Genomic DNA, 24,477 nt, shown 5'->3' with positions numbered 1-24,477 from the left:
GCAGTCTCCTGTCCGGTACGTTGCAGCATACCGAACATTGCCGTGCCGCTACGCCGCTTGCGGCAAGACCCCGACGTAACGGCCGCGCGGCCGGATGACCTGCGCAACGCTGAGTTGCTCCAGGCCGTGCGCCAGAAGGCCAATGCTGCGCGCCGTGGCGAACAGCCCGAATGCCGCATCGTCCGGCAGGCCGCAATGCGCCGCCAGCGCGGCCAGGGCGACGTCGATGTTGGGATGCAGACCCGTCAGTTGCGTGGCCTTGCCAATGAAGCGCGTGATGACCTCGGCCGGTTCGAAGCGCGCCAGCAATGCGGCTGCGCGCGGATCTCCGTCGGGATACAGGTGATGGCCAAAGCCCGCCAGCGGCAGGCCCGTGGACAGGTAATGCGCGATCACGTGGTCCTCGCCCTGGCGCGCCACGTCGTCGAACAGCGCCTTGACGCGGCCGGACGCGTCGCCGTGAAGCGGTCCGGACAAGGTGGTGAGGCCGGACAGCAGGCACGCCGGCAGCGATGCGCCCGTGGACGCCGCGATGCGCGTGGCGAATGCCGAGCTGGTCAGTTCGTGGTCCACCAGCAGGACCATGGCGGTGCGCAAAAGCTCAGCGGATTGCGGCGATAGCTTCCACGCCTGCGCAAAACGCAGGTGCAGCGGGCGCTTGCCATGCTGCGCGCCAAATGCATTGGCCAGTTGGCCGACAAGGCTCTGGCACTCGGTGTGCAGCACGCGCGTCATACGGCCGCGGGTGGAATGCCCGGTGGCGGCCAGCGCGGCCAGCGACGTGAAGGCCGCCACCCGGCCGGGCGTAGACACGCGCGCCGCGCACGAAAAGTCTGCCAGCTGATCGGAATTCCACAGCAATTGGGCCACCTCCTCCAGGCTGGCCGACGCGGCCAGCGCGACGGCATCCTGCCCGCGGTAGTACAGGCGTTGCCGGTGAAAGGTGGAAATGGCCGTGGGAATGCTGGGCTCGGCGCCGAAAAGCGTGTTGGTCGCCAGGGTTTCGTGCTTGCGGCCCGCCTGCTTGCGCTTGGCCAGCCCAGCAACGTCTTCGGCGCGATACAGGCTGCGGCGCGTATCGGCCGGATCGGGCATCACTTCCAGCTTGCCGCGGCTGACGTAGGCGTAGATGGTTTGCGGCCGCACGCCAAGCTGGCTGCACGCTTCGGCCATTGATATCCAGGTGCCCATGATCTTCTGTAGCAAAGTTTATATGTTGATTTTATAGATCAATATTGCTTTACAAATCAATCATTAAATACCATGGAATCCATGTTCAACGCGGACCCGCAGCCGGTCCCCCAACAGAGCCGAACCGACATGAAGCCCCAGGTCCTGCAACTCAACCCCATCCTGATCCCGGCGGTCAACGACGAGCTGGCCTCGCTGTATCAGGTGCACAAGTTCTTCGAGATTCCGGATCAGGCTGCCTGGCTGCGCGAGCACGGCGCCGGCATCGAGGCCGTCATCACCGGCGGCCACACCGGCATCTCGCGCGCCATGCTGGAACAGCTGCCGGGCGTGAAGGTGGTGGCGGTCAATGGCGTGGGCACCGACGCGGTCGACCTGGCTTATTGCCGCGGCCGCGGCCTGCCGGTCACCGCCACCCTGGGCGCGCTGACCGAGGACGTGGCCGACCTGGCGATCGGCCTCTTGATCGCCGCCTGCCGCCACCTGTGCGCGGGTGACCGTTTTGTGCGGGAAGGCCTGTGGGAACAATTCCCCTCGCCCAGCGCCATCCCGCTCGCGCGCCGCTTCAGCGGCATGCGCGTCGGCATTGTCGGCATGGGCCGTGTGGGCCGCGCGGTCGCCACGCGCGCCGCGGCCTTCGGATGCCAGATCCTCTACACCGACTTGCGCGCCATGGACGACCTGCCGCATGAATTCGTGCCCGACCTGATCGAACTGGCGCGCAGCTCGGATGCGCTGGTGCTGAGCGCCGCGGCCGACAAGGCCGAGGGCATCGTCAACGCCAAGGTGCTGGATGCGCTTGGCCCGCGCGGCTTCCTGGTGAACGTGGCGCGCGGGCGTCTGGTCAACGAGGCCGACCTGACCGAGGCGCTGGTGGCCGGGCGCATCGCGGGTGCGGGGCTGGACGTCTTTGTCGATGAGCCCCGCGTGCCGGCGGCCCTGCGCCAGTCGGATCGCACCACGCTGCAGGCGCATCGCGCCAGCGCCACCTGGGAGACGCGCGCCGCGATGGGCCAGATGGTTCTGGACAGCATCGCGCAGGCCTTGGCCGGCGAACGTCCGTCGATGAGCCTGACGACCTGAGCCGCAAGGCACGCATTGAGAACTGTCATGACGGACCTGGTCTTTCCCGCGCTTGCACCCATCCTGCTTCCAACCGCCGGCAGCGCGGCCCGCTTTCCGGTCGCGCGCGTCTTCTGCATCGGACGCAACTACCGCTGGCTGCCCGACGAGCCGCGTCCAACCGACATGCCGGCGTGGTTCATGAAGCCTGCCAGCGCGGTGTTTCCGGCCAGCGGCGCGTTGCCTTATCCCGCGGACACGGCAGACTTCTGCCACGAGATCGAACTGGTCGTGGCGATTGGCCGCGGCGGAAAAGACATCGAACCCAAGGACGTCGAAGCGCGGCACATCTGGGGCTATGCGGCAGGGCTGGACATGACCCGGCGCGACGCGCAGCAGCAGGCCAAGCGCGCGGGCGGCCCGTGGGAACCGGCCAAGGCCTTCGATCATTCCGCGCCCTGCACGCCGATCGTGCCGGCCACCGTGTGCGTCCATCCTCGCCGAGGCGCGGTGTGGCTTGCGGTCAATGGGCAAGACCGCCAGCGTGCGGACCTGTCCGGCCTGCTGTGGTCCGTGCCTGAGCTGGTGGCGATGCTGTCGCGGTCGGTGGCGCTGGCGCCCGGCGATCTCGTCTACACCGGCACGCCTGCGGGCGTTGGCCCGTTGGCGCCCGGCGACATCGTCAGCGCGGGTGTGGCCGATATCGGGGCTTTGACCATGACCGTTGCCCGCCCTCGCGCCGCCTGACGGCACACGCAGATTCCTTCCATCACCAATCGCTATTCCATCCGCCCCAGGAGTCACGCTTTGAACGAAAGCACCACCCAAAAGATTGCGCTGGTCACCGGCGCCGGCAGCGGCGTCGGCCGCGTCACCGCCGTCGCGCTGCTGAACGACGGCTGGACCGTTGTGCTGGCCGGCCGGCGCGCAGACCCTTTGCAGACCCTGCAGGCAGAGGCCACCGCACGCGGCCAGACCGCGCTGGCCGTGCCCACCGACGTTACCCGCCCTGAAAGCGTCGAAGCCCTGTTCAACACCATTGAAAGCCGCTTCGGCCGGCTGGACCTGCTGTTCAACAACGCCGGCGTCAACGCCCCCGCCGTGCCCATGGACGAACTGCCGCTGGAAAAGTGGTTCAACGCCATCAACACCAATGTGACGGGCGTCTACCTTTGCGCGCGCGCGGCTTTCGGGCTGATGCGACGCCAGTCGCCGCAGGGCGGCCGCATCATCAACAACGGGTCGATCTCCGCGCATACCCCGCGCCCCTTCACTGCGCCCTACACCGCCAGCAAGCATGCGGTGACGGGCCTGACCAAGTCGCTGGCGCTGGATGGCCGCGCCTTCAACATCGTGGCCGGGCAGATCGACATCGGCAACGCGATGACGGAACTGTCCGAACGCATGACGCGCGGCGTGCTGCAAGCCAATGGCACGGTCGCGCCCGAGCCCATGATGGACGCCGTGCACGTTGCAAAGGCGGTACGCCACATGGCGTCGCTGCCGCTGGACGCCAACGTCCTGACCATGACCGTCATGGCCAGCGCCATGCCCTTTACCGGGCGCGGCTAAGGCCCTGACTGCGCCCCCAACCCGCGCCCCGGGTGCAGCACGCCGGGGCGCCTCACAGAGTTGACAGAAGTTGACCACCCCGAGGAGACAAGCATGACCTTCACCACGCTGGCCAAGACCCTGGCCTTTTCGGCAGTCCTTGCCGCCGTGCCCGGCCTGGCCGCGGCGCAAAACTATCCCGCCCGTCCCATCAGCATCATCGTGCCCGCGCCGCCGGGCGGCGGCATCGACATGATTGCGCGCGTCGTCGGCGAAAAGCTGTCGCAGTCGCTGGGCCAGCCCGTCATCGTCGACAACCGGCCGGGCGCCTCCAACAACCTGGGCACCGCGCTGCTCGCCAACGCCAAGCCCGATGGCTACACCATCGGCATCGTGGGCGGCAGCCACAACATCAACAAGTACCTCTTCAAGAACCTGGGCTGGGATCCGCAAAAGAGCTTCGAGCCGATCGTCTACACCCATGAAATTCCGCTGGTGTTCGCGGTCTATCCGAAGATCCCGCCCAAAACCCTGCCCGAACTCGTCGATTGGATGAAGGCGCATCCCGACGACGCCAAGGTCGCCACGTCCGGCCGCGGCAGCGCGCAGGAAATGGCGGCAGAAATGTTCCGCATGGTCAGCGGCGCGCCCATGCTGCTGATCCCGTACAAGGGTTCGTCCGCCGCGCACCCCGATCTGCTGGCGGGCCGCACTGTCCTGTACATCGACACGCTGAGCGCGATGCAGGAGCAGGTCAAGGCCGGCAACGTGCGCGCGGTTGCCGTGTCCACCGCGAATCGCACCAAGGCGCTGCCGGACGTGCCGACCGCGCAGGAACAAGGCTTGAAGGGCTACGACGCCAACACCAACGGTGGCTTCCTTGCGCCAGCGGGCACGCCCAAGGAGATCGTCGCCAAGCTCAACGCCGAGATCAACGCGGTGCTCAAGCAGCCGGCCGTGCGCGCCAAGCTGGAAGCCGCGGGCATCGAAGTCCAGGGCGGCACGCCGCAGGAATACGCGGCGGTGATCCAGTCGGACCTGGACAAGTGGGGCAAGGTCGTTAAAGAGGCGAAGATCGAGGCCGAGTGACCTTTGACCGGCGTGCAAGAGGCTGCGGCGCCGCCGCAGCCTCTTGCACGCGCGTGGCGCGATCCGATGGAGCCCGGATCGCGCTACGCCGCCTTTCCCGTAACCCTGAGTATTGCCAAGGTAACAGGGCGTTAAGGGCCTTTTACCCCTGCCCGCCGCGTTCCTTCCGTCGCGGATGCCCCGCAATTGCTGGGCATCCGCACGCCGGCGCCCGCCTTGGCCGTGGGCGCCGGCGGCATGCGCCGCCCTCAGTGCCGCGCAAGAGTTGCCTTGACACCCTTCTCGCCCCCCTTCTATGGTCGAGCCCGCCGGTCGATTTGGCACTATTAATTCCCCATGCAGCCCGTCTTGCGGCGCCCACCCGCGCCGCGACCCGATGGCGCGCCGGCGGCGCCCGGCGATGGCTGCATATCGCGATAGAGAGAGAGAAGAAGGACATGGCGTCTACACGCAAGTCGGAAGGAAAGGGTTTGCGGACGGGCAACGCGGCAGCGGCCGCCCTCCTGGTGGCGGCGATCACTGCCGCATTCGCGGCGATGAGCCCGACGCCGGGCAACGCGGCGCAAGAGAAACCGGCAGCACCGGCTGCCGGAGCGCCGGCCGCCGCGGCACCGGCTGCCGCAGCACCGGCTGCCGCAGTATCCGCTACCGCGGAACCGGCTAACCCAGCCTCGGCCACGGCCGCGCCCACGCCTTCCCCCGCCGCCAACGCGCAGGCCGCCCTGCCCGACGCCGCATCGGTCCTCTACGCGATCCACCAGGTCGACAGCAAGGGCGCCGACTCGGCCGACGTGGCCAACGGCAGCGTGGCCACCTATTGGTTCGGCCACGCCTTCGAAATGGATGGCACGCCGTACTACACGGGCTTCGTGTGGGAAACCGCCGAACGCTATGGCAAGCCGGGAGAGGACGATGTCGGTCCGATGACGACGGTGAACCTTGCCGAGGCGACCTTCATCCGCGATCCCGCATCGCCGTCAAGCCCCTGGAAGTTCCGTGGCATGGAACCGACCATCGGCGAGTTCGGCGCGTACGAGCGGCCGCCGGAAGTCGACACGCGGCGCAAGCCGCGGGAATACCGCACGGCAGCCGGCAAGCTGCTGCTGGCGGTGCCCACCGAGACGTTCGACAACGGCATCACGATCAGCGGCTACACGCTGCTCGTCTTCACGCCGCCGGAAAAGCGCCAGGACGAAGCCAAAGACAAGGTGTGGGCGTATGCGGGCGAGGTGATTGCAGGCGAAGACAACGGTCCGGCCTGTGCGGACGGCGACGTCATGCCGTGCACGCGCAGCGAGGGCGAACTGGTCTTTAGCGCCACCGCCACCGCCGACCTGCCGCGCGTGACCGTGCAGTTCTCCGGCAACACCATCTCCGGTCCGGGCAAGACCCGCAAGCTGGGTCCGGCCGACGCCGTCATCTACGCCTACGACGCAACGCGCAAGGCCTACGTGGCGCAGCAATGACCCCAGGGGGCCTGCCGATCAAGCCGTGACCGGCGCGGGCTCGCCGGCCAGTTCCAGCCGGTTGCCGCCCATTTTTTTGGCCCGGTAGAGCGCCTGGTCCGCGATGGCCAGCGCGTTCATGATGGTGGGCGTGTCGCCCTCGAAGCGGGCCAACCCGATGCTTACCGTGGCGGCAATGCCAATGCCGTCCATCCGGTTCGAGACGGTGACCGCGAAACGCTCGGCCATGGCCTTGCCCAACGTGTGGGCGCCCTTCGCGTCATCCCCCCACAGCAGCGCGGCAAATTCCTCGCCGCCGATGCGCGCAAGAATGGTGTCGTCACCCAGGACCTCGCGCGCGGTTTCGGCAAATGATTTCAGCACCTGATCGCCCGCCTGATGTCCATAGCGGTCATTGACGGACTTGAAGTGATCCAGGTCGAATGCCATCACCGCCACCGTGCCCCGCCCTTCCTTGCCGTTCAGGATGCGCGCGCCTTGTTCGACGAACCAGCGCCGGTTTCCCAGCCGCGTCAGGTAATCGGTCTGCGATTCCATCAGCAGCTGGCTGTGGGTTTCGTCGCGGATGAGCTTGAGCAGCATCATCGGCAGCACCACGGAATACAGCACGCCTTCATAGATGGTGAGCTTGCCGGCCAGCGCCAGAACCTGGCCGCCGGACTCGATCGCGAACCACGGCAGGACAAGCGCACGTGCCGCATACACGGCGGTATGCACCCCGGCAACCGCAACCACGATGTACCGCGAGCGCCGTGGCTTGAGCGCCTGGCAGCGCAACAGCTCCCAGGCCGTCAGTCCGCTGACGAGCGCAATCGGCACTGAGCTTACGTGCGTCCACATGACGTCCAGCCAGCGCACGCCGCCGATCACCCAGGTCAGCCCCATGCCCACCAGCACACAGACGGCGGTGCGCACATAACGCCGTCCGCTCAACGCGGCAACGCCATTGAGCACCAGCAGGTAGCCACCCAGGATGACCAGATTGCTGATCGCCGCGCCACTCACGCCGGGCAGGTCGCGGCGATACAGCGCTGCCGCGCAGCCGACAGCCAGCGTGGCGAATCCTGATGCCAGGATGCGCAGTTCCTTGCTGCGTTTGGGATTGGCCCGCTGCTCCCAGAACATCAGGCCGGCGCTGACAAGCAGTGTTCCGACTGCCAACAGGTAAAGAGTGAGAAGATCGACGTACATCTCGAAAGTCAGGAGATTTCGCCGAAATATCGCGGCGGCTGCGGGATTTTACGGGGCTTTCCCACGCGTGCAACATCCTTACCGGGGCCTGTCATCCGACCCCGGATTTTTGTTCTATCGACAGGTCATTCTTGCTGATACGGCCCCCAAAACCGGGATCCCAATCCGCGGAACTGGCCCGCCGTTTCAGTGCACCCGCAGCCAGCGCCTGCAAACCGCGGCATCATCCCCGGCGCGCGGCCTCGATGGTCGCGATGTCGATCTTCTTCATCGTCATCATCGCCTCGAATGCACGCTTGGCAGCTGCCTGGTCAAGATCCGTGACTGCCGCGAGCAGCGCCCGTGGCGTGATCTGCCAGGACACGCCCCATTTGTCCTTGCACCAGCCGCAATCGCTCTCCTGGCCGCCATTCGAGACGATCGCGTCCCACAGGCGGTCGGTTTCGGCCTGATCGTCGGTCGCGACCTGAAAGGAAAACGATTCGTTGTGCTGAAATGCGTCGCCGCCATTGAGCCCCACGCAGGGAATGCCCATGACGGTGAAGTTGACCATCAGGATGTCGTCCTGCTGACCCGACGGGTAGTCGCCGGGCGCGCGATGGACGGCGCCCACCTCGCTGTCTGGAAACGTCCGGGCGTAAAAATTCGCCGCGTCCAGCGCGTCGCCGTCGTACCACAGGCAAATCGTGTTTTTGCTGGCCATCTTGCTCCTCCTTGGCAGGAAAGTGATGCGCTCAACCCTTGCTGCAATGCGCGACGTTCAAGCATAGTGCACGCCGCGCCGGCCGAAAACCGGGCACGGATCGCGCCTGAGCCGGTCGCGCATGAGCCGGCCGCCCCCCACGCCGGCCGCCCCGCATGCCGGCGCACGTTCACACTGCAATGCGGCCGTCGATGCACGTCACGGATTGCCCGCCCACGCGAATGGCCCCGTCCGCACCGAACGCGATGTTCAGCCTGCCCGACCGCCCCACCGCCGCGCCCTGCGTGCTGAGGTATTCCGTCCCAAACTGCTGCACTTGCCCCGCATCGCGGATGAACGCCGCCACCGATCCGTTGCCGCTGCCGCACACCGGGTCTTCGTTTGCGCCCAGGCTGGGCGCAAAGGCGCGCACTTCGATGGCGCTTTCCGCGCCTTCGCCGTACGCCCCATACACCACGATGCCGGCGGCCTGGTTGCGGCGGTCGAACTCGGCCATGCGGGCAAAGTCCGGGCGCAGCGTCAGCACGGCCTGCGCGCTGGGCAACTGCGCGATCGTCCACACCGGGCCCACGTTGACAAGCTTGGGCGCGGGATCATGCAGCACCGCCGAACCCAATATCCCTTCCATCTCATCGACAAGGTCTGCGCCGAGCTCGGTCAACTGGGCCTCCGGAAGCGTGAAGGCAATACGCGGACTGCCGCCGGTGATCTCGGTGACTGACAGGTCGATCAGGCCGGCGGCGCATTCCTGCACCAGCCTGCCGCCGCGCGCCTGGACGATGCCGGCTTCCAGCAGCGCGTGCGCCGTTCCCAGCGTGGGGTGCCCCGCAAAGGGCAACTCGGCCTGCGGCGTGAAGATCCGGACCAGATAGTCGGCCCCGGGCTGCGTTGGCGGCAGCACAAAGGTGGTTTCCGACAGATTCGTCCAGTTGGCGATGCGCCGCATCTGCTCGTCGGTCATGCCCTGCGCCTGCAGCACAACCGCGACGGGATTACCGCGATAGGGTTCGCTGGTAAATACATCCACCTGTTTGAATGGCACGCTCATGACCTGCTCCTTTACATGAAGCGCCGCCCGGGTGCGGACCGGGCGGCAATGGTGGTTCCGGTGATTGCCGCGTGCCGGACCGGCACGGGGCCGGCACGCCGTTCATTCGATCCCTGGATGCCTGTCCGCCAGCCGTTGGCGGCGCACACGCAGCGCATCCAGCTTTTCTTCCAGCGCCGCGATCTCGGCATCGACGTCCTGCACACTTTGTTCGATGTGCTCGTACGCCTGCTGCAGCAGCACCTTGGCTTCCTTGCGGCTGGAAGCGGTCGGTGTCTCGCCTCGCAGCGGCCGGTTGGCGGTCTCGGGCAGGAAGAACGAGGTGATCAGCCCGATGAGTGACGCCGCCATCAGGTAGTACGCCGGCATCATCAGATTGTCGGTCTCTTCGACCAGCCACGCGGCCACGGTGGGCGTAAGCCCGGCGAAGATGATGGCTACATTGAACGAACTGGCCAACGCGCTGTAGCGGATGCGCGTCGGAAACAGCGCCGGCAGCGTGGAGGCCATGATGCCGATCAGGCAGTTCAGGAAAATGGCGATCAGCAGCAGTCCCAGGAAGATAAGGGCGGTGTTGTCGCTGCCGATCAGGAAGAACGACGGGATCGCGGTGACCAGGAGCCCCAAGCTGCCGACCAGCAGAAACGGCTTGCGCCCGACCTTGTCGCTGACGAAACCCACCACCGGCTGCACGAACAGCATGCCCACCATCACCACGACGATGATGAGCACCCCGTGGCCTTCGGTGTAGCCCAGGCTGCCCGACAGGTAAGTCGGCATATACGTCAGCAGCATGTAATAGGTGATGTTGGTCACCAGCACCATGCCGATGCTGACCAGCAAGGCGCGGCGGTATTTGGCGAAGATCTCGCGGAACGACACCGACGGCTTTTCCTGCACGGCGTCGCGATCTTCCTTTTCCATCCGTTCGAGCTGCTGCGTGAAGGCCGGGGTTTCTTCGGCCGCATGCCGCAGATACAAGCCCAACAGGCCCAGCGGCCCCGCCACGAAGAACGGAATGCGCCAGCCCCAGTCCAGAAACGTCTGCTCGCCCAGCATGGTCTGCAGCAGCACGACCATGCCGGCGCCCACGACAAAGCCGGCTATCGAGCCGAAGTCCAGCCAGCTGCCCAGGAAACCGCGCTGTCTGTCCGGCGCGTACTCCGCCACGAAAACCGCCGCGCCGGTATATTCGCCCCCGACGGAAAAACCCTGCGCCAGCTTGCACAGCAGCAGCAGGATTGGCGCCCACAGGCCGATCGTGGCGTATGCGGGAATGAGGCCAATGCAGAACGTGCTGATGGCCATGATGATGATGGTGAGCGACAGCACCTTCTGTCGCCCGAAGCGATCGCCCATGACGCCGAAGAACACGCCTCCCAACGGTCGCACCAGAAACGGCACGGAAAACGTACCGAGCGCGGCGATGGTTTGCACGGCGGGCGAAGCGTCCGGGAAGAACACCTTGCCCAGTGCGAACGCCACGAAACCGTAGACGCCAAAGTCAAACCATTCCATTGCATTGCCAAGCGCCGCCGCCGTGACGGCTTTCTTGAGCTTGGTGTTGTCGATGACCGTGATGTCGCCGATTTCCAGCGGGCGGATCTCTTGCGACGACGTGGGGGTTTCTGCCATGGTGCGACATCCATAAAACTAGACATGCCGATTATGGACCCGATTTCGGCGACGGTCATCGCCCGCTGCATTGCGCAATGCGCGAACGCGCGCCCATAATGCCCCACCCACCAGATACTCGCCGGAGCCATCGATGCCACAGCCCCCCAAGCCGCCGCTGATCTACCTGGAAGACCTGTCCGTCGGTGACGTCTTCGTCAGCAAGACCCATGCCCTGGACGCCGAGCAGATCGTCGGCTTTGCCTCGCAGTTCGACCCGCAACCCTTTCATCTGGATCCGGAGGCGGCGCGCGACACGCTGTTCCAGGGGCTGGCGGCCAGCGGCTGGCATACGGCGGCGCTGACCATGAAGCTGCTGGTCGAGAGTTTTCCCGTGGCGCGCGGGGTCATTGGCGCAGGCGCCGAACTGGCGTGGCCGCTGCCCACCCGGCCGGACGATGTGGTCAAAGTGACGAGCACCGTGATCAGCATCACGCCATCGCGCTCCAAGCCCGATCGCGCCATCGTGGTCGTGGAATCGATCACATCGAATCAGCGCGACGAGGCGCTGCAGAAGTTGACAAGCAAGGTCGTCGTCTTCCGCAAGCCTTGATAAGACGCAGCCCCGCCCGATCAAGCAGGCGCGGCGTCGGGCACCTTGGCGATGACCTTGATCTCGAACTGGAATCCGTACAGCCAAGTGACGCCCACCGCCGTAATGTTCGGATACGGCGCCTCGCCCCAGAATTCGGGCACCACTTCCCACATGGTTTCGAACTGCGACTGTGGATCGACCATGAAGACCGTCACGTCGACGACGTCGTCAAACGACGCACCCGCCGCGTGCAGGATGGCGTTCAGATTCCGGAAGGCCATCCGCACCTGCTCGCGCAGGTCGGGCTCGGGTGAGCCGTCGTCATGGCTGCCGACCTGGCCGGACACGAACAGAAAGCCGTTGGAGCGAACCGCCGGCGAATAACGGTTGCGCTCGTAGAGCGCATGGCGATTGGGAGGAAAAACAACGTCGCGTTTGGTCATGGCGTTCTCCTGGTGGTGGGCTGTCCGACAGCCCGCGTTGACATTGGGCAAACTGTAAAAGCGCCCGCCCCGGGGATAAACGGTCAACTGCAGCCATCACTATTTGTAGAATCCAAACAATCCCAATTCTCTTCGAGCAGCCATGGACAGATTCGACGCAATGACCGCGTTTGCGCGCGTGGTGGAAACCGGCAGCTTCACCAAGGCCGCCGAAACCCTGCACATGAGCAAGACGAGCGTGACGCAGCTGGTCCAGCAGCTTGAGGCACGCCTGCGGGTGCGCCTGTTGAACCGCACCACGCGCAAGGTCAATGTCACGGCCGATGGCGCGGCGTACTACGAGCGCGTGATCAAACTGCTGGCCGACATGGACGATGCCGAAACCAGCCTGTCCAGCGCCGCGGAAGCGCCGCGCGGCCGGCTGCGCGTGGACGTGCCCAGTCCGCTGGCGCGCATGGTGCTCGTGCCCGCCTTGCCGGACTTTCACGCGCGCTATCCCGACATCCAGCTCGACATGGGCGTCAGCGATCGCATCGTCGACCTGATCGGCGAAAACATCGATTGTGTCGTGCGGGGCGGCGAGCTGACCGACCAGTCCCTGATGGCCCGCCGCATTGGCGACCTGCAACTGGGTGTCTACGCCGCGCCCTCGTACCTGAAGCTGGCCGGCAAGCCCGCGCACCCGCGCGAGCTCGAAGACACACACCACCGCATCGTGGGTTTTCTATGGCAACGCACCGGGCGCGCGCTGCCTTATGCCATGCGGCGCGGCAAGGAGGTCGTCAATGTGCACGGCCGCTACGTTCTGGCGGTGGACGATGGCAATGCCTACCTGGCGGCGGGACTTGCCGGCATGGGCGTGATGTGGCTGCCGGACTACATGTCCGCGCCGCACCTGGCCAAAGGCGAGCTGGTCCCGGTCTTCGAGGACTGGCGCCTGGACCCGATGCCGATGTACGTGGCGTTCCCGCCCAACCGCCACGTCAGCGCCAAGCTGCGCGCCTTCATCGACTGGATCGTCGAGGTGGTGGGCGCGTATTCGCCCGCGGGCCGCACTTAGCGCGACGCCACTACCGCGCGGCCGCGCCTATTTCCTGGCAAGCTCGCCCGCCAGTTCCAGCGCCCGCGCCAGAAACGCCGACGCATCGTCCTTGCGATAGCTGACGATCACGGGCGACACGAAGGCATCGGCCTCGATGCGCACGTGGGCCACATCCTGGCGCTGCAGGCGCTGCACGGAGGCGGGCACCACAGTCACCCCCAAGCCCGCCGCGACCAGTCCGATCGCGGTCTGCAGTTCGTTGGCCTCTTGCACCACCTGCAGCGAGTAGCCGGCCGCGCGAAACAGGCCCAGCACATGATCCGCGTAGTTCGGGCGCGGACGCGCCGGATACAGCACGAAAGGCTCGCGCGCCAGGCGGCTGACCGCCACGCTGCCCTGGCCTGCCAGCGGATGATGCAAGGGCACCGCGGCCATCAGGGGCTCGGTCATCAGCACGCGCCGCTCGATCGCGGGGTCGTCGAGCAGGATGCGGCCAATGCCCAGATCGATTCGCCCTGCCTTCAGCGCCTCGAGCTGCGGCAACGTGTTCATTTCCATCAGGCCCACTTCGACCCGCTCATCCGCGCCGCGCAGCAGCCGGATCAATTCCGGCACGAAACCGTAAAGCGTCGACGGCACGAAGCCGATACCGAACCAGCGCCGCTCGGTCTGGCCCAACCGGCGCGTGCCTTCCAGCACTTCGTCCAGCCGGGCGGTCAGCAGGCGCGATTGCTCCAGCAGGAAACGGCCCGCCTCGGTCAGGCGCAGCGCCCGCGTCGTGCGCTCGAACAGCTGCACGCCCAGCTCTTCCTCCAGCTGCTTGATCTGGCGGCTGAGCGGCGGCTGCGCAATGTGCAGCCGCGAGGCTGCCAGCGTGAAACTGCCTGCGTCGGCCACCGCCTGGAAGTACCGCAAATGCCTGAGTTCCATGGCGATTAAGACCCTGGAGGTATGAATTGAAACCCATATAGTCTTGGACACTTGAAAAAAAGGCAAGCGATACTGCGCCCATCGGGCAGGCACCGTCGATCAGAGTATTAATCGCGCGCGGACCTCGCCACCAATAAATCAAGAGTCACGGAGACAACCATGCGCATGCGCCATGTATTCAGACCCTTTGCCCGCGCATTGCTGGCCGCCTCGCTGCTGGCCGGCGCAACCGCCGCGCACGCCGATGCCTATCCGGATCACCCGGTGAAGTGGATCGTGCCTTTCCCGCCCGGCGGCGCGATGGACAGCATCGCACGCACGCTGGGCGAATCGATGGGCAAGCAGCTGAACACGTCCTTCATTGTCGAGAACCGCGCCGGCGCGGGCGGCAACATTGGCGCGGCGGCCGTGGCGCGCGCCAAGCCCGACGGCTACACCATCCTGATCGTCGCCAACGGCATGGCCGTCAATCCGGCGCTGTACCAGGACCTGAACTACGACCCCATCAAGGACTTCGCGCCCATCTCGCTGCTGGCGGTCGTGCCCAATGTGCTGGTGACCAATCCAGCGCGTACCGGCGCGACCAGTGTCGCGGACGTGATCGCTAAGGCCAAGGCGCAGCCCAAGCACTACACATACGCCTCCGCGGGCGTTGGCACCTCCATTCACCTGGCCGGAGAGATGTTCGTGTCGATGACCGGGGTGGACATGCTGCACGTGCCTTACAAGGGCAGCGGCCCCGCCGTCGCCGACCTGCTGGGCGGCCAGGTGGATTACATGTTCGACAGCATCACGTCCGCCAAGCCCCACATCGCGAGCGGCAAGCTGCGCGCGCTGGGCGTCACCACCACCAAGCGGTCGGCTGCCCTGCCCGACGTGCCGACGATGCAGGAGGCCGGCGTGCCCGGTTATGAGCTGATGCCCTGGTTCGCTGCCTTTGCGCCCGCCGGCACGCCGCCGGAAGCGGTAGCCAAGCTGAATGACGCCATGCGCGCCGCGCTGGCCGATCCCAAGGTGAAGGCGACGCTGGATTCAATTGGCGCCGAGTCGATCGGCAGCACGCCGGACGCGCTGCGCGACCACCTGGCAAAGGAAACGGCGCAGTGGAAGGATCTGGTCAAGGAACGCGGCATCAAGATCAATTGACCGCAGGCCGCGGCGCCGCCGTAGGGATGGGGTATCGTTGACAGCTCCCCTCCCTGCGAAGGATGCATCATGGCCCTCAAACATGCGGATCCCGGGCAAGTCATCGATCTCAAGCCCTATGGCGCCGCGCTAGCGCAAAAGCAGTCGATCGCGCTTTTCAAATCCGAAGACCTAGAGGTCATGCGCCTGGTACTGCTCGCCGGCAAGACCATGCCCTCGCATGACGTCGCCGGCGAGATCACGCTGCAGTGCCTGGAAGGCAGCATCGAGGTCACCGCCGAAGGCGCCACGCACGTCCTCTACCCCGGCCACCTGATGTACTTGCCGGGCCGCGCGCTGCACGCGCTGTTCGCGCTGGAAAACGCGTCGGTGCTGGTGACCGTGGCGCTCAAGCGCGCGTAGCGCATGCGGCCGGGGTGAGGCGCTGACCGGCTTTGCTCGATGCGCCCGGCCCTACTTCGCCGCGCGCCCCTTGACCGCCTTGCCCAGCACCTGAACGAAGGCGTCATTGAACGCGGGAATATCGTCCGGCTTGCGGCTGGACACCAGCACGCCGTCCACGACCACTTCCTCATCCACCCACTGCACGCCCGCATTGCGCAGGTCATCCTGCAGCGACGGCCAGCTGGTCATCTTGCGCCCCTTGACCACCCCGGCCGAGATCAGCAGCCAGGCGCCGTGGCAGATGACGGCCACGGGTTTGCCCGCTTTCATGCAGGCGCGCACCAGTTCCTGGGCCTTGGGCTGCATCCGGATCTCGTCGGCATTGACCACACCGCCGGGCAGCAGCAACGCGTCGAAGACGTCCGGCTCGGACGCAGCCTGCAGGAACGTGAGGTCCACGGGGAACTTGTCGCCGGGCTTGTCGTGGTGCATGCCCTGGATCGGGTCAGTGCGTGCCGACACCACCACGGTCCGGGCGCCTTCTTCGTGCAGACGGTCGCGCGGCCCCGTAAGTTCGACCTGCTCGAATCCGTCGACGGCCAGAATCGCGATGTTGATGTCTTGAAGTGTTGCCATGTTTGCTCCTGTGCGGGGCCTGCGAATACTGCGGCGCAGCGCAACGCGCACGCTCGGCAGGCCCAATAAATAAGATTTAAGGCCGCGCCGCTGCGACCGGCTTGGGCGCCTGCCCGGGCGTGATGCGCCAGATCGTGTTCGACAAGTCGTCGGCCACGATGAGCGCGCCCTTCGGATCGACCGTCACGCCCACCGGACGGCCGCGTGTCGTGCCGTCGTCGTCGCGAAAGCCCGCGACGAAATCAACGGGCGGCCCGGACGGGCGACCGTCCGTGAACGGCACGAAGACCACCTTGTAGCCCACCGGATCGGCGCGGTTCCAGCTGCCGTGCTCGCCGACGAACACACCGTTGGCAAACCGGTCGCCCATCGTCGCGGTCGAGAAGTCCACGCCCAGCGCCGCCACATGCGAACCCAGGCTGTAATCCGGCGCAATGGCCGATGCAACCTTGGCGGGATCCTGCGGCCGCACGCGTTCGTCCACGTTCTTGCCCCAATAGCTGTAAGGCCAGCCGTAGAACGCGCCTTCCTTGACGGTCGTGAGGTAGTCGGGCACCAGGTCCGGGCCCAACTCATCGCGTTCGTTGACGACGGCCCACAACTGGCCCGTGTCCGGCTGAATCGTGAGCGCGGTCGGATTGCGCAGGCCCGTGGCATAGGTCTTGTATTCGCCCGTGCTGGCGTTGATGCGCCAGATACGCGCCCGATCCACTTCGGCCGTCATGCCGCGTTCGGTGATATTGCTGTTCGAACCGATGCCCACGTACAGATACTGCCCGTCGGCGCTTGCCGTCAGCGCCTTGGTCCAGTGGTGGTTGATCTCGGCGGGCAGCGGCGTGACCGTTTCCGGCGGTCCGCTTGCCTTGGTCTGCCCCGGTTCGTATGCGAACCGCACCAGCGCGTCCTGATTGGCCACATACAGCTGGTTGCCGATGAGGGCCAGGCCGTAAGGCGCGTTAAGGTTTTCCGCAAAGACGGAGGCCTCGTAGGTGCCATCGCCCTTGGTGTCGCGCAGCAGCGTCAGCCGGTTGCCGCCCTTGACGGGACTGGTGCCCCGGGCCTTGATGATGCCCGCGATCACGTCCTTGGGTTTGAGGTCGGGGGCACTGCCGCCACGCCCCTCGGCGACCAGAATGTCGCCATTGGGCAGCACAAGAGTCTGACGCGGAATCTTCAGGTCCGTGGCGATGGCCGAGATCTTGTAGCCCTCGGGCACCGTCGGCACTTTGTCGCCCCATTTGGCGGGCTTGGCGATCACCATGTCCGGCAGCAGCCCCCGTTCGGGCTTGGGCAGATCGGGCGACGGTCCATACTGGCCTGCGGTCTGCGCGCCGCACACGCCCGCCACCACCAGCATCGCAACGCCGGCAAGCAATCTCGTCTTCTTCATAGCGGCCCCCGGATGTGCGGCGTGCGAAAGCCCAGCCAGAGGGCAACGAGGGCCAGCACCGCGCCCACGACAGACAGGATCAAACCGTTGGGCATGCTGGCCCACGCGTCGCGCGCATGAACGAACGCATTGAACAGCCCCACCAGCCAGGCTGCCAGCAGCACCACGGCATAGGGAACCACTCCGCGCGCCCGCTGCGTGGCCCTGAACAGGTCGACGATGGCAAACAGCAGCGCAACCGCCCCAAATATCAGCCCGCCAACGAGCAGCCAGGACGCGAAATTATTCCATTGGATGTGAAAAGTCTGCGCATACGCAGCGTCCGCGAGCGCCGCGCCAAGAAACAACGGGAACATCCCGGCAAGGAACACCGCGGGGAAGCGGCGCACGGTAAGGGCATACCGGTTTTCAATGAGTGTGGTCACGGGAATCGCCTCGTGGGTTGCGGGCACAGCCTGCTGCCCGTGGTGGGCGGCGCAGCAAGTGGCATGCCTGTACCTGAAACGGCGCGATCCTCGCCGGGGCTACCGCTTCGCGATCTGCGCCGGCGCATCCGGGCGCCAGCCGCCGCCAAGCGCCTTGTATGCCGCCACGGCTGCCCGCGCCGCTTCGGCTTGTGCCTGGGCCCGAGCGTCCGAAGCCTGCAGGAGCGAGGCATCCGCATACAGCACGTCGATCAGGCTGGCGGCGCCGCGCTTGTAGGCGGCGAACGACGACGCCCGCGCATGGGTCAGCGCGTCCTCGCCTCGGGTCAGCACCGTCGACTGCTCGGTGCGGTGGACCAGCGCGGAAAATGCATTCTCGACATCTTCCGTCGCCCGCAGGACCGCCAGGCGATATGCCGCCAGCGCCTCGGCCTCCTGACCCTTTGCCCCTTCGATCTGCGCATTGATGCGGCCAAAGTCGAAGAGCCGCCAGCGCAGTCCCAGCACGCCCGCAGACTGGCTTGCTCCAGCGGAAAACAGATTGCCGCTCGATACGGTCGTAGCGCTGCCCAGCAAGCCACCCAACGAGAACTTCGGGTAGAACTCGGAGATGGCTTCACCGATCCGCGCATTGGAGGCCGCCAGACGGCGTTCCGCCGCGATCAGATCCGGCCGGCGTTGCAGCAGATCCGCGGGGGAACCCATGCCCTCAATGCGGGGCGCAGGGGGTATCGGCGCGTGCGCCGCCAGTTCCTCGCGGTGGGTTCCGGGAACCGCTCCCAGCATGACGTCCAGCGCGTTCATGGCCGCATCGAGCCCCGTCTGCAGGACCGGAATGGTGGCCTGCACTTGCGACAGCGCGCCATCCGCCTGGCGCACCTGATATTCGGCCGCCAGCCCTCGTTCATGCAGCAGCCCAACCTTGGCGACAAGATCCTGCTGCGTCTTGACCTGCCGCTGCGCGATGTCCAGCCGCGCCTGCAGGCTGCGAATGGCGATGTAGGTGTCCGCGGTTTGCGCCGCCACGGCAAGCCGCGTGGCGATCGCCGCCGCATCCGTGGCCTGCAGTTCAGCGATGGCCGCCTCACGGCCACGCCGCAGGCCGCCGAACAGGTCGATTTCCCAGCTTGCCTCCAGGTTGGCTTCGTATTGGTTCCCCCACCGGTCGTACCCCGGCATGGCGCTGGCAACTTGTCCCAGCGGGGCCTCCACCGACTGGTGCAACCGCGCAGCCGTGCCGCGCACCGAGGCGGACGGCAACAAGGCCGCGTTGGCCGCACCCAGCCCCGCGCGGGCTTGCGTGACGCGCGCCGCGGCCTGCGCCAGGTCCAGGTTCTGCGCGATGGCCAACGACACGTAACGCGCAAGCAGCGGGTCGTCGAACTGGCGCCACCACGCATCCAGGCCTTGCACGGGCCCCGGTCCGGCCTGCCTGTCCGGCGCCTGCGTGTAGTGGCCGGGAAGCGGCGCTTCGGGGCGTTGGTAATCAGGACCTGCCGCGCACCCGGCCAGCAAGCTGGCGCAGAGCAGGACAAGAGAATGGCGGGCATGCATGGGAGTCCTCGGAGCTGTCAATTTCGGGTGACTATAATACGATTTAGTCACTCGTTGTCAACAAAATTGCCTCGGGTTAAGCTCCTCGCATGACGAAAGCAACATCCCCCGCCCTTCAGCCGCGCGGCCCCTCGGATCACGACGTCCGCGATCAGATCGTCCAAGCCGCCACCGAATATTTCGGCCTTTACGGTTTCGACAAGACGACCGTGTCGGATCTGGCCAAGGCCATTGGCTTCTCCAAGGCCTACATCTACAAGTTCTTCGACTCCAAACAGGCGATCGGCGAGGTCATTTGCGCCAACCGCCTGAACGCGATCATGGTCGCCGTGGACACCGCTGTCGCCGACGCGCGTTCCGCGCCGGACCGGCTGCGGCGCATGTTCACGGCGTTGGTGGAAGCCGGCAGCCAGCTCTTCTTCCAGGACAGCAAGCTCTACGACATTGCGCGAACGTCGGCCAGCGAGTCGTGGCCTTCGGCACAGGCCTACGAAGCGCATATCAAGGGCCTCATCCTGCAAGTAATCCGCGAAGGTCGCGAGACGGGTGACTTCGAGCGCAAGACGCCCCTGGATGAAACGGCCGATGCGATCTATCTCGTCATGCGGCCGTACATCAACCCCCTGCTCCTTCAGCACAACCTGGCGAACGGGGCGCAGGCCACGGTGCAATTGTCGAACCTGATCCTGCGAAGTCTGGCGCCATAAATTATATTTGTGACCATTGACCTTTTTGGTCACTTGTTTAGAATGGGGACCTTCTTTGTGAGGATGGTCTTCCATGGTTCGGCGTCAGCTTGTCCCGTTTGCCTTCTGCCTAGTGCCTCTCGCTCTTGCGGCATGCGTCGATACTTCCCCGCCAGATCCCCGCGTCGGTCCCCCGCTCGTCAGAGTGGGCGTGGCGCAAAACGCCTCCGCGTCAGCGCGCTCTTTTTCGGGCGTCGTGGCGGCGCGCATTCAAAGCGACCTGGGGTTCCGCGTGTCGGGCAAGGTCCTGGAGCGATTGGTCGACACGGGTCAGCCCGTCACCCGCGGCCAGGCGCTCATGCGGTTGGATCCTGAGGATCTTGGCCTGCAAGCCCGGGCGCAGCGTGAAGCCGTGGCGGCTGCGCGGGCCCGCGCCAGACAGGCCACCGACGACGAGGCCCGCTATCGCGGCCTGGTGGCGGAAGGCGCCGTGTCGGCGTCCGCGTATGCGCAGATCAAAGCCGCAGCCGATACCGCTCGTGCGGAGTTGAAGGCGGCCGAGGCCCGTGCCGACGTTGCAAAGAACGCGTCGAGCTACGCCGTGCTGCTGGCCGATGCCGACGGGGTTGTCGTGGACACCCTGGCCGAACCCGGACAGGTGGTGGCCGCCGGGCAGTCCGTCGTGCGGCTGGCGCGCGCCGGCCAGCGGGAGGCCGTTGTGCAACTGCCCGAGACATTACGGCCAGCCGTGGGTTCTGCGGCCCAGGCGGTGTTGTACGGCGACCGTCAGTCTCCTGCCCCGGCCACACTGCGGCAATTGTCCGATGCCGCGGACCGCGTCACACGCACGTTCGAGGCCAGGTATAGGTTGGAAGGCGCGCTGGCCCACGCGCCACTGGGCGCCACCGTCACAATCGACATCCCGCAATCGCAGGATGACGCGCCGATGTTGCAGGTGCCGATCGGCGCCGTGTTCGATGACGGTGGCGGTCCGGGCGTCTGGCTCGTGGACGGCGCGCCCGCCCAGGTGGCGCGCCGTCCCGTTCAGGTGCACAGCCTGAGTGACGATGTGGCGCGTGTCGCCGGCGACCTCAAGGCCGGGGATCGCGTCGTGTCGCTGGGCGCGCATCTGCTGCATGAAGGCGAGCAGGTCAGGCTCGGCGATCCGGACGCCACCGGCGTCGTGGGAGCGCGTTGATGAGCGATGGCCGCTTCAACCTCTCCGCGATCGCCGTGCGCGAGCGCTCGATCACGCTGTTTCTGATTCTTCTCGTCTCCGTCGCCGGGATCCTGGCGTTTTTCCAGTTGGGCCGTGCCGAAGATCCGCCTTTCACCATCAAGCAGATGACCGTCGTCACCGCGTGGCCGGGCGCGACCGCGCAGGAAATGCAGGATCAGGTTGCCGAACCGCTGGAAAAGCGGCTGCAGGAACTGCGGTGGTATGACCGGACCGAGACCTTCACGCGGCCGGGCCTGGCGTTCACCATGGTGTCGCTGCTGGACAGCACGCCCCCCAAAGCCGTGCAGGAAGAGTTCTATCAGGCGCGCAAGAAGCTCGCCGACGAAGCCAAGCGCCTGCCGCCCGGCGTCATCGGCCCCATCGTCAACGACGAGTATGCCGACGTCACGTTCGCGCTTTATGCCCTCAAGGCAAAGGGCGAGCCCCAGCGCCTGCTGGTGCGCGACGCCGAGGCGCTACGCCAGCAGTTGCTTCACGTGCCGGGCGTCAAGAAGGTGAACATCATCGGCGAACAGCCCGAGCGCATCTTCGTGTCGTTCTCCCACGACCGCCTGGCCACGCTCGGCGTCGATCCGCAAGCCATTTTTGCCGCGCTCAACGCACAGAACGTGCTTACGCCTGCCGGGTCCATCGAAACCAAGGGGCCTCAGGTGTTCCTGCGCGTGGACGGCGCATTCGACAGCCTGGACAAGATCCGCCAGACGCCCATCGTTGCCCAGGGACGCACGCTGAAGCTGGCCGACGTGGCGACCGTGGAACGCGGCTATGAAGACCCGGCAACCTTTCTGGTGCGCAACAACGGCGAACCGGCGCTGATCTTGGGCGTCGTCATGCGTGACGAATGGAATGGGCTGGACCTGGGCAGCGCACTCGAAAAGGAAGTCGGCAAGATCAATGCCGCATTGCCACTAGGCATGAGCCTGACCAAAGTCACCGACCAGGCGGTCAACATCGGCGCGGCCGTGGATGAGTTCATGGTCAAGTTCTTTGTCGCGCTGCTGGTCGTGATGCTGGTGTGCTTTATCAGCATGGGGTGGCGCGTGGGCGTCGTGGTGGCGGCCGCCGTGCCCCTGACCCTGGCGGCGGTATTCGTCATCATGGCGGCCTCCGGCAAGAACTTCGACCGCATCACGCTCGGCTCATTGATCCTGGCCTTGGGCCTGCTGGTGGATGACGCCATCATCGCCATCGAAATGATGGTGGTCAAGATGGAGGAAGGCTACAGCCGTATCGCGGCGTCGGCCTATGCGTGGAGCCACACCGCCGCCCCCATGCTGTCGGGCACGCTGGTCACGGCGGTCGGTTTCATGCCGAACGGCTTCGCGCGCTCGACCGCGGGCGAGTACACCAGCAACATGTTCTGGATCGTGGGCATTGCGCTGATTGCGTCGTGGGTGGTGGCGGTGGTCTTCACGCCTTACCTGGGCGTGAAGATGCTGCCGGACATCAAGAAGATCGAAGGCGGCCACCACGCCATCTACGACACCCGCCATTACAACCGGTTCCGGCGTCTGCTCCGGCGCGTCATTGGCCGCAAATGGCTGGTGGCGGGCACGGTGGTCGCGGTCTTTGCGCTGGCCGTGGTTGGCATGGGACTGGTCAACAAGCAGTTCTTTCCCACTTCAGACCGTCCCGAGGTGCTCGTCGAAGTGCAAATGCCTTACGGCACGTCCATCGAACAGACAAGCCAGGCCACCGCAGCAGTCGAAGCGTGGCTTGCCACGCAGCCGGAGGCCCGGATTGTCACCGCGTACATCGGCCAAGGCGCCCCGCGCTTCTTTCTCGCCATGTCGCCCGAGCTGCCCGACCCATCATTCGCCAAGATCGTCATCCTGACGGGAAACGACAAGGAACGTGAATCCCTCAAGTTCCGGCTTCGCCAGGCCATCGCGGACGGCCTGGCGCCGCAGGCGCAGGTTCGTGTCACGCAGATCGTGTTCGGCCCGCCCTCTCCGTTCCCGGTCGCCTATCGCGTCATGGGTCCCGACGCCGACACCTTGCGCGCGATCGCCGCACGCGTCCAGTCCATCATGCGAGCCGATCCCATGATGCGCACCGTGAACACCGATTGGGGCGCACGCGTTCCCGCACTGCATTTCACGCTGGATCAGGACCGGCTTCAAGCGGTGGGGCTGAGCTCCAGTTCGGTGGCGCTGCAGCTGCAATTTCTGCTCAGTGGCGTGCCCCTGACGAATGTTCGCGAAGACATCCGCTCGGTGGAAGTGGTGGGGCGAGCGGCAGGCGATGTCCGTCTGGACCCCGCCAAGATCGCCGGCCTGACACTCGCCGGGGCCGACGGCCAACGCGTGCCGCTGTCGCAGGTTGGCACGGTACAAGTCCGCATGGAGGATCCCATCATGCGGCGCCGCGACCGCACGCCCACCATTACGGTGCGCGGCGACATCGCGGAAGGGCTTCAGCCGCCTGACGTTTCAAACGCGATCCTCAAACAGCTGCAACCGGTCATCAACGAATTGCCCGCGGGCTATCGCATCGAACAGGCCGGTTCCATCGAGGAATCCGCCAAGGCAAACGCTGCCCTGCTGCCGCTGTTTCCCCTGATGATTGCCGCGACCTTGCTCATCATCATCCTGCAGGTGAGATCCATCGCCGCCATGGTGATGGTGTTTGCGACAAGCCCGCTTGGCCTGATCGGTGTCGTGCCGACCTTGCTTCTGTTCCAGCAGCCCTTCGGCATCAATGCGCTGGTCGGGCTGATCGCACTGTCCGGCATTCTGATGCGCAACACGCTGATACTGATCGGCCAGATCCACCAGAATGAACAGGAAGGCCTTGCGCCCTTCGACGCGGTGGTCGAGGCAACGGTGCAGCGAGCGCGGCCGGTCATCCTGACCGCGCTGGCCGCGATACTGGCTTTCATCCCGTTGACGCACTCGGTGTTCTGGGGAACGCTGGCCTACACGCTGATCGGTGGCACGTTCGCAGGCACGATCATCACGCTGGTGTTCCTGCCGGCCATGTATGCAATCTGGTTCAAGATCCGTCCGGCCGGCGAGCAGGCTACCCCTGAACCCATGGCTTCCCGGGTAATGACCGGTTGATTCACGCCGCATCCGGCGTGGCAACCGCC

The 24,477-nt window shown here is 65.9% G+C and carries 23 protein-coding genes; 12 read left to right on the top strand and 11 right to left on the bottom strand.

All coding sequences use genetic code 11. The features are described from left to right. Positions 1–48: 48 nt before the first annotated feature. A complete protein-coding gene (locus tag ASD87_RS06125) occupies positions 49–1,191 on the bottom strand; it encodes a citrate/2-methylcitrate synthase (protein WP_056318818.1) in 1,143 nt (380 codons plus the stop codon). Between the two features lie 129 nt (positions 1,192–1,320). Between ASD87_RS06125 and ASD87_RS06120 the strand changes: the two genes are divergently transcribed. The 5 genes from ASD87_RS06120 to ASD87_RS06100 all read left to right on the top strand — a co-directional run bounded on the left by ASD87_RS06120 (position 1,321) and on the right by ASD87_RS06100 (position 6,359). After that, positions 1,321–2,274 (top strand): 2-hydroxyacid dehydrogenase, encoded by a 954-nt coding sequence (locus tag ASD87_RS06120; RefSeq protein WP_056318816.1) that lies wholly within the window; start codon positions 1,321–1,323, stop codon positions 2,272–2,274. 27 nt (positions 2,275–2,301) lie between these two features. Then, positions 2,302–3,000, top strand: a complete 699-nt coding sequence (locus ASD87_RS06115; protein WP_056318494.1) for a fumarylacetoacetate hydrolase family protein — start codon at positions 2,302–2,304, stop codon at positions 2,998–3,000. 60 nt (positions 3,001–3,060) lie between these two features. Beyond that, on the top strand, positions 3,061–3,825 hold the full coding sequence (locus ASD87_RS06110; RefSeq protein WP_056318492.1) for an SDR family oxidoreductase: 765 nt from the start codon (positions 3,061–3,063) through the stop codon (positions 3,823–3,825). 93 nt (positions 3,826–3,918) lie between these two features. Next, positions 3,919–4,893: a tripartite tricarboxylate transporter substrate binding protein gene (locus ASD87_RS06105; protein WP_056318489.1), complete on the top strand. Its 975-nt coding sequence runs from the start codon at positions 3,919–3,921 to the stop codon at positions 4,891–4,893. A 536-nt stretch (positions 4,894–5,429) separates the two neighbouring features. Then, positions 5,430–6,359, top strand: coding sequence for a hypothetical protein (locus ASD87_RS06100; protein ID WP_200952158.1), 930 nt, complete (start codon positions 5,430–5,432; stop codon positions 6,357–6,359). Between the two features lie 18 nt (positions 6,360–6,377). On the opposite strand, the gene ASD87_RS06095 is transcribed toward ASD87_RS06100, so the two are convergent. The 4 genes from ASD87_RS06095 to proP all read right to left on the bottom strand — a co-directional run bounded on the left by ASD87_RS06095 (position 6,378) and on the right by proP (position 10,936). Continuing rightward, a complete protein-coding gene (locus tag ASD87_RS06095) occupies positions 6,378–7,550 on the bottom strand; it encodes a diguanylate cyclase (protein WP_056318485.1) in 1,173 nt (390 codons plus the stop codon). Between the two features lie 223 nt (positions 7,551–7,773). Continuing rightward, positions 7,774–8,253, bottom strand: coding sequence for a VOC family protein (locus ASD87_RS06090; RefSeq protein WP_056318482.1), 480 nt, complete (start codon positions 8,251–8,253; stop codon positions 7,774–7,776). A 169-nt stretch (positions 8,254–8,422) separates the two neighbouring features. Continuing rightward, positions 8,423–9,301, bottom strand: a complete 879-nt coding sequence (locus ASD87_RS06085; RefSeq protein ID WP_056318480.1) for a PhzF family phenazine biosynthesis protein — start codon at positions 9,299–9,301, stop codon at positions 8,423–8,425. A gap of 102 nt (positions 9,302–9,403) precedes the next feature. Beyond that, positions 9,404–10,936: a glycine betaine/L-proline transporter ProP gene (gene proP / locus ASD87_RS06080; RefSeq protein ID WP_056318474.1), complete on the bottom strand. Its 1,533-nt coding sequence runs from the start codon at positions 10,934–10,936 to the stop codon at positions 9,404–9,406. A 133-nt stretch (positions 10,937–11,069) separates the two neighbouring features. Between proP and ASD87_RS06075 the strand changes: the two genes are divergently transcribed. Then, positions 11,070–11,528, top strand: a complete 459-nt coding sequence (locus tag ASD87_RS06075) for a MaoC family dehydratase (RefSeq protein WP_056318470.1) — start codon at positions 11,070–11,072, stop codon at positions 11,526–11,528. Positions 11,529–11,548: 20 nt separating this feature from the next. Here ASD87_RS06075 and ASD87_RS06070 read toward each other — a convergent pair whose 3' ends face one another. Then, the gene (locus ASD87_RS06070) at positions 11,549–11,953 is read right to left on the bottom strand and encodes a RidA family protein (RefSeq protein ID WP_056318463.1); all 405 of its coding nucleotides are present in this window, start codon (positions 11,951–11,953) and stop codon (positions 11,549–11,551) included. A gap of 142 nt (positions 11,954–12,095) precedes the next feature. Here ASD87_RS06070 and ASD87_RS06065 point away from each other — a divergent pair, with 142 nt between their 5' ends. Next, positions 12,096–13,013 carry a LysR family transcriptional regulator gene (locus ASD87_RS06065; RefSeq protein WP_056318460.1) on the top strand — a complete coding sequence of 306 codons (918 nt, stop codon included), beginning with the start codon at positions 12,096–12,098 and terminating at the stop codon, positions 13,011–13,013. Positions 13,014–13,040: 27 nt separating this feature from the next. On the opposite strand, the gene ASD87_RS06060 is transcribed toward ASD87_RS06065, so the two are convergent. Beyond that, entirely contained in the window at positions 13,041–13,925 is an 885-nt protein-coding gene (locus ASD87_RS06060; RefSeq protein ID WP_056318456.1) for a LysR family transcriptional regulator, read from the bottom strand. A 159-nt stretch (positions 13,926–14,084) separates the two neighbouring features. Between ASD87_RS06060 and ASD87_RS06055 the strand changes: the two genes are divergently transcribed. Both ASD87_RS06055 and ASD87_RS06050 read left to right on the top strand, forming a co-directional pair. Next, a complete protein-coding gene (locus ASD87_RS06055) occupies positions 14,085–15,071 on the top strand; it encodes a tripartite tricarboxylate transporter substrate binding protein (protein ID WP_056318453.1) in 987 nt (328 codons plus the stop codon). Between the two features lie 69 nt (positions 15,072–15,140). Next, positions 15,141–15,473 carry a cupin domain-containing protein gene (locus ASD87_RS06050; RefSeq protein ID WP_056318450.1) on the top strand — a complete coding sequence of 111 codons (333 nt, stop codon included), beginning with the start codon at positions 15,141–15,143 and terminating at the stop codon, positions 15,471–15,473. A 51-nt stretch (positions 15,474–15,524) separates the two neighbouring features. Here the strand turns inward: ASD87_RS06050 and ASD87_RS06045 are convergent, their stop codons facing one another. The 4 genes from ASD87_RS06045 to ASD87_RS06030 form a co-directional block, all read right to left on the bottom strand. After that, complete coding sequence (locus tag ASD87_RS06045) at positions 15,525–16,091, bottom strand: type 1 glutamine amidotransferase domain-containing protein (protein WP_056318447.1); 567 nt, start codon at positions 16,089–16,091, stop codon at positions 15,525–15,527. A 76-nt stretch (positions 16,092–16,167) separates the two neighbouring features. Further along, positions 16,168–17,481: a sorbosone dehydrogenase family protein gene (locus ASD87_RS06040; RefSeq protein WP_056318445.1), complete on the bottom strand. Its 1,314-nt coding sequence runs from the start codon at positions 17,479–17,481 to the stop codon at positions 16,168–16,170. Then, the gene (locus ASD87_RS06035; protein WP_056318443.1) at positions 17,478–17,906 is read right to left on the bottom strand and encodes a DUF2231 domain-containing protein; all 429 of its coding nucleotides are present in this window, start codon (positions 17,904–17,906) and stop codon (positions 17,478–17,480) included. Before ASD87_RS06035 ends, ASD87_RS06040 begins: the two co-directional genes overlap by 4 nt. Before the next feature lie 99 nt (positions 17,907–18,005). Further along, positions 18,006–19,460 carry an efflux transporter outer membrane subunit gene (locus tag ASD87_RS06030; protein ID WP_056318440.1) on the bottom strand — a complete coding sequence of 485 codons (1,455 nt, stop codon included), beginning with the start codon at positions 19,458–19,460 and terminating at the stop codon, positions 18,006–18,008. 89 nt (positions 19,461–19,549) lie between these two features. On the opposite strand from ASD87_RS06030, the gene ASD87_RS06025 reads away from it, so the two are divergent. From ASD87_RS06025 to ASD87_RS06015, 3 genes are all read left to right on the top strand, one after another. After that, a complete protein-coding gene (locus tag ASD87_RS06025; RefSeq protein WP_056318437.1) occupies positions 19,550–20,167 on the top strand; it encodes a TetR/AcrR family transcriptional regulator in 618 nt (205 codons plus the stop codon). A gap of 73 nt (positions 20,168–20,240) precedes the next feature. Beyond that, the gene (locus ASD87_RS06020) at positions 20,241–21,344 is read left to right on the top strand and encodes an efflux RND transporter periplasmic adaptor subunit (protein WP_056318436.1); all 1,104 of its coding nucleotides are present in this window, start codon (positions 20,241–20,243) and stop codon (positions 21,342–21,344) included. Continuing rightward, positions 21,344–24,448 (top strand): efflux RND transporter permease subunit, encoded by a 3,105-nt coding sequence (locus ASD87_RS06015; protein ID WP_056318434.1) that lies wholly within the window; start codon positions 21,344–21,346, stop codon positions 24,446–24,448. Before ASD87_RS06020 ends, ASD87_RS06015 begins: the two co-directional genes overlap by 1 nt. Positions 24,449–24,477 lie beyond the last annotated feature (29 nt).

Source organism: Achromobacter sp. Root170 (genome assembly GCF_001428165.1).
Lineage (GTDB): Bacteria > Pseudomonadota > Gammaproteobacteria > Burkholderiales > Burkholderiaceae_B > Achromobacter > Achromobacter mucicolens.
The sequence above is the reverse complement of the archived record's forward strand: the minus strand, read 5'-3'. Positions and strand labels throughout refer to the sequence as shown.